Origin of the sequence: Microcoleus sp. SVA1B4 (assembly GCF_036700545.1) — a bacterium.
Classification (GTDB): domain Bacteria; phylum Cyanobacteriota; class Cyanobacteriia; order Cyanobacteriales; family Microcoleaceae; genus Microcoleus.
On sequence record NZ_JAUBPB010000014.1, the window covers coordinates 34,034 to 49,525 of the forward strand.

General features: G+C 45.3%; 13 protein-coding genes. 3 read left to right on the forward strand and 10 right to left on the reverse strand.

Features of this window, described 5'->3' with window-relative positions; genetic code table 11:
- Positions 1-18: 18 nt before the first annotated feature.
- Positions 19-924 (reverse strand): ribonuclease HI, encoded by a 906-nt coding sequence (gene rnhA, locus QT987_RS09370; protein WP_333057851.1) that lies wholly within the window; start codon positions 922-924, stop codon positions 19-21.
- An 81-nt stretch (positions 925-1,005) separates the two neighbouring features.
- On the opposite strand from rnhA, the gene QT987_RS09375 reads away from it, so the two are divergent.
- Positions 1,006-5,964 (forward strand): CHAT domain-containing protein, encoded by a 4,959-nt coding sequence (locus QT987_RS09375; protein WP_333239224.1) that lies wholly within the window; start codon positions 1,006-1,008, stop codon positions 5,962-5,964.
- Positions 5,965-6,312: 348 nt separating this feature from the next.
- Here the strand turns inward: QT987_RS09375 and QT987_RS09380 are convergent, their stop codons facing one another.
- The 6 genes from QT987_RS09380 to QT987_RS09405 all read right to left on the reverse strand — a co-directional run bounded on the left by QT987_RS09380 (position 6,313) and on the right by QT987_RS09405 (position 9,542).
- A complete protein-coding gene (locus QT987_RS09380; protein ID WP_333179692.1) occupies positions 6,313-6,660 on the reverse strand; it encodes a type II toxin-antitoxin system PemK/MazF family toxin in 348 nt (115 codons plus the stop codon).
- The gene (locus tag QT987_RS09385) at positions 6,657-6,902 is read right to left on the reverse strand and encodes a hypothetical protein (protein ID WP_333239226.1); all 246 of its coding nucleotides are present in this window, start codon (positions 6,900-6,902) and stop codon (positions 6,657-6,659) included. The genes QT987_RS09380 and QT987_RS09385 overlap by 4 nt, the downstream gene beginning before the upstream one ends.
- 134 nt (positions 6,903-7,036) lie before the next feature.
- Positions 7,037-7,375, reverse strand: a complete 339-nt coding sequence (locus tag QT987_RS09390; protein WP_333239228.1) for a type II toxin-antitoxin system PemK/MazF family toxin — start codon at positions 7,373-7,375, stop codon at positions 7,037-7,039.
- Positions 7,362-7,586 carry a CopG family transcriptional regulator gene (locus tag QT987_RS09395; RefSeq protein ID WP_333239230.1) on the reverse strand — a complete coding sequence of 75 codons (225 nt, stop codon included), beginning with the start codon at positions 7,584-7,586 and terminating at the stop codon, positions 7,362-7,364. Before QT987_RS09395 ends, QT987_RS09390 begins: the two co-directional genes overlap by 14 nt.
- 170 nt (positions 7,587-7,756) lie before the next feature.
- Positions 7,757-8,845, reverse strand: a complete 1,089-nt coding sequence (locus QT987_RS09400) for a peptidoglycan DD-metalloendopeptidase family protein (protein ID WP_333239232.1) — start codon at positions 8,843-8,845, stop codon at positions 7,757-7,759.
- Between the two features lie 244 nt (positions 8,846-9,089).
- Positions 9,090-9,542, reverse strand: a complete 453-nt coding sequence (locus QT987_RS09405; RefSeq protein WP_333239234.1) for a hypothetical protein — start codon at positions 9,540-9,542, stop codon at positions 9,090-9,092.
- 242 nt (positions 9,543-9,784) lie between these two features.
- On the opposite strand from QT987_RS09405, the gene QT987_RS09410 reads away from it, so the two are divergent.
- A complete protein-coding gene (locus QT987_RS09410) occupies positions 9,785-12,190 on the forward strand; it encodes a tetratricopeptide repeat protein (RefSeq protein ID WP_333239236.1) in 2,406 nt (801 codons plus the stop codon).
- A 269-nt stretch (positions 12,191-12,459) separates the two neighbouring features.
- Here the strand turns inward: QT987_RS09410 and rph are convergent, their stop codons facing one another.
- Both rph and QT987_RS09420 read right to left on the reverse strand, forming a co-directional pair.
- Positions 12,460-13,179, reverse strand: a complete 720-nt coding sequence (rph, locus tag QT987_RS09415; protein ID WP_333239238.1) for a ribonuclease PH — start codon at positions 13,177-13,179, stop codon at positions 12,460-12,462.
- 130 nt (positions 13,180-13,309) lie between these two features.
- The gene (locus QT987_RS09420) at positions 13,310-13,876 is read right to left on the reverse strand and encodes a nucleoside monophosphate kinase (protein WP_333239240.1); all 567 of its coding nucleotides are present in this window, start codon (positions 13,874-13,876) and stop codon (positions 13,310-13,312) included.
- 496 nt (positions 13,877-14,372) lie between these two features.
- On the opposite strand from QT987_RS09420, the gene QT987_RS09425 reads away from it, so the two are divergent.
- Positions 14,373-14,900 carry a P-loop NTPase family protein gene (locus tag QT987_RS09425; RefSeq protein WP_333239242.1) on the forward strand — a complete coding sequence of 176 codons (528 nt, stop codon included), beginning with the start codon at positions 14,373-14,375 and terminating at the stop codon, positions 14,898-14,900.
- A 128-nt stretch (positions 14,901-15,028) separates the two neighbouring features.
- Here QT987_RS09425 and QT987_RS09430 read toward each other — a convergent pair whose 3' ends face one another.
- Positions 15,029-15,292, reverse strand: coding sequence for a hypothetical protein (locus tag QT987_RS09430; RefSeq protein WP_333239244.1), 264 nt, complete (start codon positions 15,290-15,292; stop codon positions 15,029-15,031).
- Positions 15,293-15,492 lie beyond the last annotated feature (200 nt).

Genomic DNA, 15,492 nt, shown 5'->3' on the forward strand with positions numbered 1-15,492 from the left:
CTGCCAACTGCCAACTGACTAATCAGTTGTACTAACGTGGTCAATTCTCTCTAATTGCCAGAGAATTTGGTTGCCCTCGCGCCGCACCCGCGACACTACCCAATTTCGCCAAACCCAGTTGTCTCCACGACTGGTGACAGCGCTGGCATTTACATCCATCAAATCAGCCAGTTCAGAACTGGTAATCAAGTAGCCTTTCGTCGCAACCTCGTCGGCGATGTGCAACGTTTCGATCAGATTGCGGAGGTCCTGAACCCTCACCTCGCGGGGCAAGTTCTCCAGGGTATCGGCAGTTGAATCCATCATGGTAGAGTTGGAGATCGGAAGGTCAGAAGTTATGACATAGGATTCTATCGTTTTGTTACCAGTTACGTCCGTTTCTTCCGAAACAATTGTGTTGTCAAAGCGTAGGGGCGGTGCCCCCGTGCCCGCCCCGGCCTCGTCTCCCGTTGGTTTCTGCTGTTGCAGTTCGGGAGTGAGATTGTGCGAGAAGCTGCGGGCGATTTCATCGCATCTGTCGTTGTAGAAGTCGCCGGAGTGGCCGCGGACGTGTTCCCACTTGATTTGTCTGGAATTCAGCTTGTCTAGCAGGTGCCAGAGGTCTTGGTTGACAACATCTTTGCCCGTTGAGGTTTTCCAGCCTTTATTTTTCCAGCCTTGAATCCATTTAGTGATGCCGTTTTTAACGTATTCGCTGTCGGTGTAAACGGTGACAGGTTCGGTTTGACCGGAATTTGCAAAAAATTCCAGCGCTGCGACGGCAGCCTGCATTTCCATGCGGTTGTTAGTGGTTTGGGGGTCTGCACCTCCGAGTTCGTGACATTTGCCGTCGGCGAAACAAACTACTGCACCCCAGCCACCTGGGCCTGGGTTGCCGGAACAAGCGCCGTCTGTGTAGAGGCTTTTGATTTTGGGAGTTGTCATGAGCGAATTAATGTGTAATTTAGAGGTAAGTTGTTTGCAAGTGCGATAATTAAGGCAATTGAGATAGTTTTACTTGCTACTATGAAAAATGCCAACTTAAAGATTAAAAAGGTTGCGCTATTTATTTGTCCCTTTTCTTTGTTAATTTTTAATACTTTCGCGCAAGCACAGCCCATAGTGCCTGCTGCTGACGGTACGGGTACTGTTGTCACCCCGATCGGCAACCGCTATGATATCAACGGCGGCAGTTTGTCGGGAGACGGCGCGAATCTTTTTCACAGTTTTGGGCAGTTTGGCTTGAATCAAGGTCAAATTGCTAATTTTCTGACTAATTCGGCTATTCAAAATATATTAGCTCGAATTGCTGGCGGGGACGCTTCGCTCATTAACGGTTTAATTACTGTCACGGGCGGCAATTCTAATCTGTTTCTAATTAATCCTGCGGGGATTGTGTTTGGCCCGAACGCGAGTTTGAACGTGCCGGCGGCTTTTACTGCAACTACTGCGAATGGTGTCGGTTTTGGTTCAAATTGGTTTAATGCTGCAGGTACAAATAATTTTAGCGCGTTGGTGGGTACGCCAAATGCTTTTTATTTTAGTCCGGGTGTACCGGGAAGTATTGTTAATGCTGGCAATTTAGCGGTGACTCCGGGGCAAAATTTGGCTTTGCTTGGCGGTACGGTTGTTAGTACCGGGCAGTTGTCGGCTGCGGGCGGGCAAATTACTGTTGCTGCTATTCCGGGAAATCAGGTTCTCCGCATTAGTCAACCGGGGCATTTGTTGAGTCTGGAAATAGCAACGGGCGGAAATTTTGGTAATTCTCCACAGACTTTGAATCCTGTTTCTTTGCCGCAGTTGCTGACAGGTACTGGGCAAAATCAGGCGGCGGGTGTTGCGGTTGCTGATGACGGTTCTGTGCGGCTTGTGGGGTCTGGTTTGCAGGTGAATTCTGGGGATGTGGCGATTGCTGCTAATGTGTCTGGGCTGCCGCAGTTGAATGCGGGAAGTGCGAATTTATGGGCTGCGGACAATCTCTCGTTAGCGGGCGCTAGGCTGCAAACTACGGGGGATTTGAGTTTGCTGGGTGGGGATGCGGTGCGGGTCAGGGACAGCGCCCAGAATCCTTTTTTGGCGCAGGCTGGGGGGAATTTATACATTCAGGGATCTCGCACTATTGATATTCTCACTCAAAATGCGATCGGCGGCTTATCTCTTCCCCCGCAATTCCAAAGCGGCGGCAATTTGAGTTGGGTTAGCAACGGTGTTATTTCGGGGGATGCCCACTTTGTTTCGGGTGGCAATTTTTCGATTCGCAATTTGTCGGGAATGCCGGGAAACTTTGTCAGTTTATTTGACCCGATTATCAGTTCGGAAGGAGATGTTTTCTTTGGAGATTATACCGGAGTTTCGCTGAAAGTCGAGGCGAGGGGGAGCATTGTTGCCGAGGAGATTACAATTACCGGCCCCGATATTGCATTGGGTAGGGAAAATCTGAGTGGCGATCCCGATATTGCTATTTTAACCAGTAGTCCGGCCTTAATTCTGCGGGCTGGAGTACAAAACTTGGCAAATTCTCCTAATGTTCCTAATTCTCCTACGGATACTCCGGGTGATAATGAACAACCTAATCCTTTAGGTGACGATGCAATATTTACTCCTGCGTCTATTTTATCGAATAATTTGATTTCTGTTGAAAATATTTCGGCTGGCGGGCCGGTGATTTTGTCAGCGCCGGGAATTATCGCAACTAGAGATATTAATGGCGGTCAAATTAATATCGAAAGCAGGGAAGCAGGAGTGCTAGTTGGGGGCAGATTAACGTCTAGTTCGATAATTAATATTCAAGCTAATGACAATATTATATTGACAAGTGACATTTCTCGTGCTGATATCAACGGCAGTATTAGTCTGAATACTGTTCGAGGCAATATAGTAACAGGGTCGATCGATACTGGGACTTCCGGGGCGATCGCACTCAGAGCTTTTGGCAATGTGAATTTTGGGACTTTGCAGGGCTCTAATGTTGATATTACCAGTAACTCCGGGGCATTGGGAGTTTTGAGCGATCCGAATATTATAGTCCCCAATACTACACCAGTCAATATTACAGCAACTGAGAATATCAATTTGACAGCTTTTAGGGACTTAACGGTAGGCAATCTCAACGCTGCAACTGTCAATGCTAGCAGCAGTACGGGAAGTGTCAGTACGGGGGCGATCGCTACTTCTGGAGATGTCAGAATTGTAGCGGGACAGGAAATTAACGCTGGGGCAATAACTGTTAATCCTGTCGCCACAAATCCCGTTAATTCCCTCATTCCTACAGTAAATTTGGATGCACAAACTAATATGAATGTTGCCTCGATTAACGCTGGCACTGGCACTATTAATTTGAGAGCATCCAGCGATTTAAATGCAGGGATTTTACAAGGTGGAGCAGTTGAAGTCAATAGCGCTCAGGGAAATATTACGATCGGTAATACTACATCTATTGGGAATATTAATATAATAGGTTCGGGCAATGTAAATTCCGGGGATTTGCTGGGAGGAATAGTTAATATAAATAGCACTTCGGGAAGTATTAATATTGAAAACGCTACAGCAACAGAAAATACGGTCAATTTAACAGCGCTGCTAAATGTAAATTCCGGGGATTTGCGGGGAGTTGGAGTTAATGTAAACAGCAATGCGGGAAGTATTAATATTGGCAATATCGACGCCACAACAGGAAATGTCAATTTGACAAGTTCTGGCAATGTAAATTCCAGAGATTTGCGGGGAGTTGGAGTTAATGTAACTAGCAATACGGGAAGTATTAATATTGGCAATACGGACGCTACAACAGGAAATGTCAATTTAACAGCGCCGCTGGATGTGAATTCAGGGGATTTGCAGGGAGTTGCAGTTGATGTAACTAGCAGCAGGGGAACTGTCAGCACGGGTAATATAAGTGCTGTTGAAAGTGTCGGAATTTTAGCTGGAAACGAAATTGCAATTGGACGAATAAATGTTAATCCTGTTGTTAGTTCCGATCGCACTTCTAGAGTAAATCTTAACGCTCAAAATGATATCAGTGTTGCATCGATCGATGCTGCGGGCGGTAATGTTGAGATCGCAACTCCGGGTTTAGTTCGAGTGACGGGTACTTTTGACCAAAACGGGACTCCTATTAGCATCTCGACTCTTGGCGACACTCAACCCGGTACAGTTACGATCCGCCACGGTGGCGGCGATGTCAATCCGCCGATACCTTTTGCGGTGGGAGATGCGACGACTAACGGTACTGCTGGGGCGATCGCCAGCAATGCTTCAGGTACGATTACTCAAGGGCGATCTTTCATCAATTCTTACACTCAGGGCAATAGTGCGATCGTCACTACCAACCAACCAATGGGAGAGCCTCCTACTCCTACTCCTACTCCTCCTACTCCTACTCCTCCTACTCCTACTCCTCCTACTCCTACTCCTCCTACTCCTACTCCTCCTATTCCTATTCCTATTCCTATTCCTATTCCTATTCCTATTCCTACTCCTCCCACTCCCTCTGATTTCAATAATCCAAAATCGCCGCCAACATTACCAAGGGATATACCGCCATTCGATAGAGGGCGATCGCTTTTCCCCGATCGCAACCAACCATTTAGTCGCGAACAGCGGCAGAACCAAAACAGAATATCGCAAGATATAGGAAAACCGGGAGACAGGATGCCACCCGAAAGAATGCACTCTCCCAGAGAACTGAGAAATTTCATCAATTCAAATATCAGAGATTCAGTTATTCAGTCAGCATTTCGCGGCGACATCGGCAGGAATTTGGAGGCAGGCCAAATATCGGCCGCTTTGTCTCTGCTGGACAAATCTTTCAGCCAAGAATTCGGGGAATATTTAGGCATCAACATCAGGGACGAGTTGGTATCCCCAGAGGAAATCAAAAAAAAGTTAGCATCCGTGGGCGCACAAACCGGCACGAAACCCAGCTTAATTTATCTGTTCTCGCAGCCCGAAGAATTAAATTTAATGCTGATCACTTCTTGCGGTGAAGTGGTTCACAAAAGTGTGCCGGCTGCGAACCGGGCAGAACTGCTGAAAGTTGTCACTCAGTTCAGGGATGAGATTACCAAACCGGGGGTGCGGGCTACTACGAGTTATCTACCATCTTCCCAACAGCTTTATAAGTGGATGATTGCGCCTTTAGAGGACAGTTTGAAAAAGTGCGGAACTGATACTATTTCCTTTGTTGTCGATCGAGGTTTGAGAGGTATGCCCTTTGCTGCTTTGCACGACGGACAGCAATTTTTGGTGGAAAAGTACAATCTCAGCCTCATGCCCAGCATTAATTTAACAGATACCCGCTACGTCGATCTCAGAAATTCTCAAGTTTTAGCAATGGGTGCCTCGGAATTTTCCGAGTTGAATCCTTTACCTGCGGTTCCTGCTGAAATAGCCGCTATTTCTAGAGAGTGGCCCGGAGTTAGTTTTCTCAATGAGGGTTTCACTTTGGAGAATTTGAAGCGACAGCATCAAAGCCGGCCTTTTGGGATTATTCACTTAGCTACTCACGGCGAATTTCGACCTGGAGTACCGAATAATTCTTTTATTCAGTTGTGGAATAGTCGGCTACGAATGGATCAATTACGGGATTTGAGATTGAATGATCCGCAGGTGAATATGTTAGTTTTAAGTGCTTGTCGGACTGCGGTGGGAGATGCACAAGCGGAGTTGGGTTTTGGGGGGTTGGCGCTGCAAGCGGGGGTGCAAACGGCTTTGGGAAGTTTGTGGTACGTGAGTGATGAAGGTACTTTGGGATTGATGAGTGAGTTTTACCAGCAGTTGAAGACGGCGCGAATTAAGGGGGCGGCGCTGCGACAAGCGCAAATTGCGATGTTGCGGGGAGATGTGCGTTTGGAGGGTGGCCGATTGCGGGGTTTGAGTCGGGGTGAGGGGGTGGAGTTGCCGACTTCGCTGCAAGGGTTTGCGGATTTAAAGTTGTCGCATCCTTATTATTGGTCGGCTTTTGTGATGATTGGGAGTCCTTGGTGATTGGTGATTAGTGATTAGTAATTTGTTATTGGTTGGATATCAATCAATACGGTTCAGTTAATTTTTTTTTGTCATTACGAGCGCATAGCGAAGAAATCGCAGTATCTGTTTTTCACAGGGTTTTGTCTCCCTGAGTGTCTTATCTGAACCGTATTGGAATATGTAGAACGCGAGGTTTCTCCTCACTTTCCTTTTTTGTCGCCATCTGGGATTATGGGATTTTTGGGAACGCAAAAAGATGTGGGTGAAACATCGATGATTCGAGGGTTTAGGCAGTGGGTGAGGAGTCAAATTCAGTCAGGGGAATGAAAGGGATATTTATCTGTATGAAAGCTAATTTTTTTTTAGCTATAAATTCAAAAGAATACGCAGTCTTTCTTCTACCATCATTAATGTTGTGGGAGAAACTGTACCCCACAGTTCAAAAAATCTTTCTATACTGATCGATCGCACATCTTCACATTTAATGAAACTTCGCTGTCTAAGTCCTCCTTCTGGGGGGTTAACTTCGACGTGCCAGGGAATTCCTTTATCTTTCGATGTGACTGGTAGTACCACAACTAATCCCGAAGCACCCTGATTGAATAAATCTACAGATGTCACTAGACAGGGACGCTTGCCAGCTTGCTCTCTTCCTCGTGTTGGGTTCAAGTCAATCAGCCATATATCACCCCGCGATGGTTTGGCGGATGTCATTCTAAACCATCCTCTAAAGTGATATCCCAAGCTTCCCGTTCTTCAAGTTCTTCTTGCCAAGCTTCTGGGCGATCGCGTAAGGCAAGATAAGCTTGGTTGGCTGCTGCTAAAAACTGTTGTCTTCGGTATTGTTCGATCGCTTGTTCGAGAACTGTTTCGATTGGTTTTCCTGAGAGTGCAGAGATTTCTGCGAGGGTTTGATAAGATGTATTGCTAATTGTAACTGTAGAAGTTTGATCCATGTTACTTTTTTACTTACCTCGACGTTACGCAGCTATTATAGCTTAAAAGCTTGGCCTGGCACAGGCGGGACGCCCGCGATTGAGCGCACAGGCGGGACGCCCGTGCCACGAAAAAAAACGCCTATATATCACAGTTAATCGACATCTAAATGCAGTTTGAGAGCCGCATTTACTAACTGCATGATTTCCTCACTCAAACTTCCCACTACATCGCTGGTGATTCGCTGTTTAGAAATTGTCCGTACTTGCTGTGCTTGTACTTTAGAAGGTTTGGGCAAACCGCTATCCTCTGGATTTAGTAAGACCTCGAAAGGGTAGACACGGGTTACATTAGAGGTAATTGGTAGAATTGTAACTGTATTGGCTGCACGGTTATTAGCGTCATTGCTCACCACCAATACGGGATGGCGTTTATCTATCTCAGAACCAACCGTAGGACTGAGATTAGCGTAGTAAATTTCACCACGTTTCATCTGTCAATCCATCGGCAAGTGTTAGATCCCAGGCGGAGTCTACTTCACTGGATGCTTGTCGGTAAGCAGATTCTAGTTCTTGATTCCGCAGCAATTCCAAAGCTACTTCTATTACTTGGGAGGGCGAGTTGCATCCTTTAGCAATTTTGTAGCTTTCAATAAACTGTAGTAGCGATTGTGATAGGGAAATTGATATTTTTTCAGATTGCATTATCTTAGCAATTGGTAATTACAAAGATTTTTATTCAATTATAGCACAAGTAGTAAATTTTCGTCTCAAATCCAGTAATCAGAAAAAAGGGTGTAAGCATTTAGCGCTACACCCTGTCACAAGTTTCCAGTCTTGCTAAAGATACTATTTTTTGTAGATGCACAAGCAAGTTAAACAAACTTAAAATCCCGACGGGAAGACGTGACATTAAAGCTCAGGTCAGGCACGTTTTTGACAATAGCCAGCGTGTCTCCGGCCGTAGTTTGTATGAGCTTGTCATTGCCCTGATTGATGAGGCGATACTGACTGGCATTACCGCGCAACTGGATGTAGTCATCGCGGAAGTTGTAGTCACTAATCGTAGCTTGGCCGTTTCCTTGGTAGAACATCCCCTGACGGGTATTTCCCAGAACGAAGGTATCAGCCCCAGTCCCTCCTTCTAAGGTGTCGAAATCGGCTCTGTTGAAGCTGGCATAGCCATCGAGGTAGTCATTACCTGCACCACCGTTCAGGTAGTCGTTACCTGCTTCACCGTAGAGGGTGTCGTTGCCATCTTGTCCGTATATCTTGTCATTACCTCCAAGACCAGTTAAGTTGTTGCTAGCAGAATTACCAGTAATGATGTCATCTCCTTGCGTTGGTGGCTTCGGATTGCTACCGCCTCCGTTATTCAACTGCGAAAAAGCTTGGAGCGGACTCATTGTTTGCTGCTTCAAGAGAGCAATACTAGCAGGATTCCCGCTGTTTTGGAAGAAGCCGGTTTTTGGGGCATTGAAATCGGTGTGAACTTCCAGGTGAAGGTGTGGGCCGCTTAGATTGAAAACTTTGCCAACCTCTTGATCGGCCTGAATGGTTTGCCCATTAGCTAATCCGCGTGAGTTAGTTATATGACCATAAATCCAACGCTTGCCGTCGTTACCACGAACAGCAATGAAGAAACCACCAGCTCCTTGGTTCGAGACGTTTTCAATGGTGCCTGAAACAACGGCTTTAATGGAAGTTCCCGCACCTGCGGAGAAATCTATTCCTGCATGGGGGCCTTTGTATGCACGAGACTGTTCATAGATATAGCCTCCTGAAAGTCCTAAGAAACCGTTTATAGGAACCCCCAGCTTTTGGCTGAGGTTACGGGCAACATCCTTCAATTGAGGTGACGCATCCTGATTTGGTGACCAGGTAGGTGTTGCAGGGTTGTTGTCAAAATAATCCCTACTGCCACTTTTCAAGTCCCAGTCATTATCAGTTGTTGGTAAGGACATTGTAGTTACTCCAGTTGTAATGTTTGGTTGTGTATTTGCATTGGGCAATCGAATTAAAAGTTATGTGTTTCACATAACCCGGTTCGCACTCAATTAATGTGTGCTTCAAGGGTTAGATAAATTCATAACTGAACTCTAAATAATCAAAATCTGGTAAGCGCGATCGCACTTATTGTCTAAGCAGGAGAGCTAGCATTGCCTACCCTCCTACTGTGGGAGAAGATTAGCTATCACTAAAACTTAGCTAGTCGCCACAGCCTCCACTGCTGCAAATAGCAGAGACATTCTGAAATACCAGCCGTCCAAAGTGCTTTTGCTGAGCCTCAATTAATTTTTGTCGAGCACGCTCAATCCTTTGAGGATCGTTCTTCTCTTCCTCGGGAAAAGGATTGTGGTGGATGAACTGACCAGCTACTGCATTGCAGAACTCTGCGTAGTCCTTGGTATGCAGTATGTGACCGTGCCATATCTTGTCGATTTCCTGGGATGGCACATTTAAGGTACTACTAAATACACCACAGAGGTAGATGAAGCAGCGATACTGCTTCACTAACTCATCAATTCCTTCGTTCAACTCTGGATGATTTTTGAGCACGTAGGTAACAACAGAATCAAGATTAAAGTCAGAATCGACGACTTCTCCGTTTCGCTGTTCTATTTGTTCTGTGCGATCGTATCCTTTATATTGTTCAGGCATTGAAAAATTACCTCGATTAGTTTTTGAAGTTGTATTCTTTGAACTCGGTATCAAATTTGATTTCATGGGGTGAGCTAACCCATGACTAGAGTGTATTCAGAAGTTAAGTTTAATAGGGACACTAAAAGATACTTTTAAAGCCAACTTTAAGCCAAATTATAAAAAAGCCAACTTTAAGCCAACTTCGCTGCTAAAATCACTGAAACACCTAAAAGTACAGTCCGCATTAGCGCCATTCCTCCATGAGCCTAGCCAATGTCTCGGTGAATGTATGTCCAGACCTGCAAGGAAGCTTACTGACCGAGTTTGAGAAAAGATATAAAAAACCCGGAAATAGCCGCGCCCGCACAGGTGAACTTATCGTCCACTGGCAAAACCGAATAGATCCTGACCGCTGCCCCTCAGACCAAGCTGTATTAAATTTACTGAAAGGAAAACGAAATACCTCTGAACTTTGGCTGGTCGATGGCTTGTGTCGCTTGCTGCTGGGCTGTTCCTATGCTGAATGGGGCAACCAATTTGCTCAGAAGCAATATGACAATACTTTGGTCAAAATTCATACGTCAAATCCCAACTCGGATTTTCTAGAGGTTGAGGGATCGATCGCACATCCCTCAATACCAAACCAGAATTTTGTGGGACGCGAAGGGGCGATCGCCTCCCTCAACACCTATATCAACCAAGGCGCAAAAATCATCGTCATCAAAGCATCCGGCGGTATAGGTAAAACAACCTTGGCGCGGCAATATCTCAATTCCCAAGGGTTTGATTTAGTGCTAGAAATCCCGATGGCGAAGGAGACGGAGAATATTACTCCCGTCGAAAACGTGATTGAAGAATGCCTGAAGCGAGACTTTGATGAAGAACCGGGGCGGGAATTTGGGGTGATGCTTGGCCGGCTCAAACGGCAACTTCAAACGCGCAAAGTAGGAGTGTTGATTGATAACCTGGAACCAGCGCTAGATGGACTAGGTAGATTTATTCAACCCCATCGCCGCTATATAGAATTGCTGCGAATTTTGGCTGACTCGACGTTACTGTCAGTGACGCTAATTACCAGTCGCGATCGCCTGTGCGATCCTGAAGTGACTGTCGATCATTACGAATTACTCGGATTGGATGAACCGGCATGGCAACAGTTTTTCGGCAGTCGCAATATTGATATTGATATTGATATTCCGACTCTCAATGCAATGCACAACACCTATGGAGGTAATGCAAAAGCAATGGGTATTTTGCGCGGTGCAATTCGAGAAGACTTTGATGGAAATATGGTGGCTTATTGGCGGGAAAATAGCGCCGATCCGTTGGTTAAGACAGATTTAAACAATTTAGTTACCAGTCAGTTTAACCGTCTCCAAGAACTCGACCCCGCAGCCTATAAACTCCTCTGCCGTTTGGGATGCTATCGCTATCAGGATGTGCCGACTGTCCGCACTGAGGGACTATTATGCTTACTTTGGGATGTGCCAGAAGGACAGAAGCGACGGGTGTTGAATCGCTGCGAAAATCGCTCTTTGGTAGAGTTTAATAAGGGAGAATATTGGCTGCATCCGATGATTCGGGCTGAGGCGATCGCCCGACTGAGAGCAAGTGAAGATTGGGAAGAGGCGAATCGCAAAGCAGCAGAGTTTTGGACTGAAAGCGTTGAAATAGTAGAGACAGTACAACAGGCATTAAGAGCTGTTGAAGCTTATTATCACTATATAGGAATTGAAAATTTTGAATTAGCTGCTGAGATTCTGATCAAACCAAGAGATAATCAATGGGAAAAAGGTGAAGCATTAGGTGTTTCATTTTATCGTTTGGGATTGTTAAAACAAATGATTTCTGCAACTCTTAAAATAATAAACTATATTCAACCCAGCTATTCATTGAGCAGCCTCTATAATATATTAGGCGATCTCTACTGGCTAACTGGCTCTATTGATAAAGCCATTCAATACCACAAAATATCCAACAATATCGCCATTGATTTTAATTTAAAAAATTTTAATATAGTTAGTTATGTTAATATAGGACTCTGTAAACTGGACATCGGAGAAATAGAAAATGCAATCAGCAATTTTGAATTGGCAAATTTACTTGCTAAAAATAAATTATATCATAGATTTGCGGTAGAATCATGGTTTTGTTTAGCGTTTTGTTATTCATCATTAAGAGTTCAAAATAAAGCATTTGAATTTGCTAAAAAAGTTGAAGATAGTGAACTATTTAAATTAAAGCTTTTAAGTGCTTGGTCTACGGGTTACAGTTTATTGTTTCTGGGTCTAACCTATAAAAATTTAGGAAAAACTGAAAAATCTTTTGAAATGTTCCGCCAAGCGATCGCATTTGCAGAAAAAAGTCACTACACTCAGGTTAAGGCTAAAGCTTTAAGTGGTATGGCAGAGCTTTATCGAGAACAATCCGATTTTACAACAGCGCTTTCGCATCATTCAGAATCGATCGAATTGCTAGACAAAATCGGCGCAAAATGCGATCTAGCTGAGGCTAATTATCAACTTGCCTTAACTTACCAAAAGATGGGTGATGCCGAGAAGAGTCAGACTGCGTTTCAAGAAGCGATTCGACTCTTCAATGAAATGGAAGCACCTAACCAAGTTGAGAAAGTGCGAAAGGCAATAGGTAAGAGCGACGAAGTTTAGTTTTGGATATATACAGCAAATTGCAGGTTTATGAAGTACACCCCATATCGATCCCCGTAGGGACACCGCACCGTGTCCATTTGTGTCAACTTAAATCGTCAGTCCGCCAGTCCTCCCGCCCGCCCGCCAGTCCGCCAGGGAATGAATTCCCTGGCTAATAGCTAAAGTCCTCTGAAGAGGACTAATGAGTTGAAAAATTCTTCTTCTCAGTCCTCTTAAGAGGACTTTAGCTTTGAGGCAGGGGTTTCAACCCCTGCCGGACTGCCGGACTACTCCACCAAAGCCTGCCGCTGAGCCTCCAACAATTCTTGAATCCCAGTTTCTGCCACATCCAAAATTTGATTTAACTGACTCCGACTAAAACTTCCATCTTCCGCAGTTCCCTGAATTTCGATGATATTCAAATCTCCATTCATTACCACATTACAATCAATTTCAGCCGCCACATCTTCAAGATAATTCAAATCTAAAAACGGCTCCCCTTCCAAAAGCCCCACAGACACCGCCGCCACTTGACGAATAATGGGCGATCGCACTAAATCACCTTTTTGCACCAACTTATTCAAAGCATCAGCCACAGCCACAAACCCGCCAGTAATTGAAGTCGTGCGAGTCCCAGCGTCCGCTTGCAAAACATCCGCATCGACAAGTATGGTGCGTTCTCCCAACAGTTGCATATCCAAGCACGATCGCAAACTGCGCCCAATCAACCGCTGAATCTCTTGAGTCCGTCCCGATAATTTCATAAATTCCCGCTCTTGCCGCTGCGGTGTAGATCCCGGCAACATTCGGTATTCCGCTGTTAGCCAACCTTGTCCGGTATTCTCCAGAAATCTAGGCACTCCCGGCTTGATTGTAACGCTGCAAAGTACCTGAGTATCGCCACTTTTCGCCAGTACGGAACCGCTAGCAAATTTGGTAAACTGTCGATCGAAACTAATCGGACGAATTTGATTTGGTTGTCTGCCATCTGGACGTTGGAAAGACATAATATTTAGGTGATTGGTAATGGGTAATTGGGCATTAAAAATTTAAAATTGGGTATTAATCTTCCGGTTTTTTTGATTCGATAAATATGCAGTTATGCAATCTAAAATCTAAAATCTAAAATCTAAAATCTTATGCCGATTGGCCCTTAGCCTCGATCAATTTGAGAAGCTCCTGCTGGACTTGTTCTGGGGATTGGTCGCCATCGACAGTTAACAGCTTGTTGCGATGCTCGTAATAATCTAAAATCGGGATAGTTTGCTCGTGGTATAAATCGAGCCGGCGCTGCAAAATTTCAGGATGGTCATCCGATCGATCGCGCTCGATCGACCTGCTCAGCAAAACCTCGATCGGCACTTTCAGCCAAACGGCCCAATCTAGCTGCTGAGCCAAATCCTCTAATAAAAAATCCAACTCCTCAGCTTGAAAAGCCGTTCGCGGATAGCCCTCCAACACCCAGCCATTAAAGACATCCCACAGCAGCAGTCGGCGGCGAAAGAATTCAATCATAGTTGCGTCGGGAACTAATTCCCCTTTTTCGACATAAGACACCGCCAGCTTGCCTAAATCTGTGTCTTCTGCGATCGCCTCCCGTAGAATGTCCCCCACAGCCAGCAAAGGAAGGCTCAAATTGCTGCACAGTAGTTCAGCCTGAGTTCCCTTTCCCGCTCCTGGCCCTCCCAGAATCACCACTCTCACAGTCCCTGCTCCTAGTGCCGCGACATTCAAATTTTACGCGATGTGTGTACCTTTTCTTAAAAGCCCTGGACGAAGCCAGACTCTCATAACCTTGGTTTTTCACCCTCTAACTATCTAAGGATCGTGGATTAAATAACTTCCGTAGGTTGGGTTGAGGAACGAAACCCAACGCCACGCTTGATTGTTGGGTTTCGTTCCTCAACCCAACCTACAAAAAATGCTCTCATCACCGTGGTTTTTCACCCTATAACTGTATAAATGTCAAGCTCCACGCCGTATTTTGGTAAAAAACCCCGTTTCTGCCTAAGTGCTAATTTAGTTCAAAAATCGAACAAATGACTGCGAATGCCACTGCCGCTAGCTTTTGAGAACTTATATATCTAGTGTTCGATCCGATGTGCACTCGGCCCAGTACACTATATATTGTCAAGCAGGCTTCAGCCACGCCAAGGTCGGAGCTGCACTCAAGACTTAGTTGCTGATTAAATATTGCCCTATGGTTGCTCAGTTACAAACCCCTAAACTCAATTTAACCCACAGCTTGCCCTACACAGTTCAAGGGCTGGTGCAAGTCTTTACAGGCCCGCACCGCTGCTTTTTTACCAGTGTCATGGCTCAGGCCCTCAGAATTGCAGGACAGGGAGCTCCCGTGCTAGCGGTGCAGTTCCTCAAAGGGGGAATTAATCAAGGGCACCAGCATCCGGTGCGGCTGGGGCAAAATTTAGATTGGGTGCGCTGCGATTTGTCACGCTGCATTGAGAAGGCCGATTTAGATGAGCTGGAGACGCGATCGATCGAACAATTGTGGCAGTATGTTCAAAATGCGGTGCGTGAAGGTCGTTATTCCTTAGTTATTCTCGATGAATTGAGTTTAGCGGTTAATTTGGGCTTGATTCCCGAAGCCGAAGTGGTGGCATTGATTGACAACAAGCCCCATCATTTGGATATGATTTTTACCGGGCCATCGATGCCCCAAAGAATTTTGGATGTTGCCGACCAAATTACGGAAATTCGCCGCAGTTAAGGACAATGATTCAATTTGCGATCGCCTGTTTAGCGATCGCATTTTTTATGTCAAAAAATAGTATCTAAAAAAAGAGGCGATCGCTTAGATCAAAGAGCGATCGCACGCTGATCAATTTACCAGCGACGTTACGCTTGAACTACCGGATCGAACACAACACTCAATCGATCCGCCGGAACCATCCGTTTGAGAATTTTCAAGTGACCGTCTGCATCAGACCAACTGCGAAACTCACCCACAACAACCTTTTCCACATTTGGAAGCGAGCGAACTATAGTCCACGGCTTGAGACGTTTTTCTTGCAACATACTAAATAAATCTCCTTGGTAAATTGGAGCCAAAGCCAGTCCCCCTGCTTTTGCAGGGCCGAGGACTGGCTTTTGACTTTGCAAACTTGCCCTTCTCTAAGAACATAGCACAAAAAAAAGGGTTTGTGATTATATCTTATTTTTCGCTTTTTTTAGGGCTATTTTCTACATAACAGATAATTAAACTCAAAACTTGTTAACTCTTTAATTCGCAACTCAAAACTATTTCATGACTATAGCAATCCTCGCATCATTTGTGAATTTCTTACTCCCTCCCCAAGGCA

Coding starts and splice junctions, on each gene's coding strand:
- rnhA (WP_333057851.1), bottom strand. CDS start 924: ATGACAACTCCCAAAATCAAAAGCCTCTACACAGACGGCGCTTGTTCC.
- QT987_RS09375 (WP_333239224.1), top strand. CDS start 1,006: ATGAAAAATGCCAACTTAAAGATTAAAAAGGTTGCGCTATTTATTTGT.
- QT987_RS09380 (WP_333179692.1), bottom strand. CDS start 6,660: ATGACATCCGCCAAACCATCGCGGGGTGATATATGGCTGATTGACTTG.
- QT987_RS09385 (WP_333239226.1), bottom strand. CDS start 6,902: ATGGATCAAACTTCTACAGTTACAATTAGCAATACATCTTATCAAACC.
- QT987_RS09390 (WP_333239228.1), bottom strand. CDS start 7,375: ATGAAACGTGGTGAAATTTACTACGCTAATCTCAGTCCTACGGTTGGT.
- QT987_RS09395 (WP_333239230.1), bottom strand. CDS start 7,586: ATGCAATCTGAAAAAATATCAATTTCCCTATCACAATCGCTACTACAG.
- QT987_RS09400 (WP_333239232.1), bottom strand. CDS start 8,845: ATGTCCTTACCAACAACTGATAATGACTGGGACTTGAAAAGTGGCAGT.
- QT987_RS09405 (WP_333239234.1), bottom strand. CDS start 9,542: ATGCCTGAACAATATAAAGGATACGATCGCACAGAACAAATAGAACAG.
- QT987_RS09410 (WP_333239236.1), top strand. CDS start 9,785: ATGAGCCTAGCCAATGTCTCGGTGAATGTATGTCCAGACCTGCAAGGA.
- rph (WP_333239238.1), bottom strand. CDS start 13,179: ATGTCTTTCCAACGTCCAGATGGCAGACAACCAAATCAAATTCGTCCG.
- QT987_RS09425 (WP_333239242.1), top strand. CDS start 14,373: ATGGTTGCTCAGTTACAAACCCCTAAACTCAATTTAACCCACAGCTTG.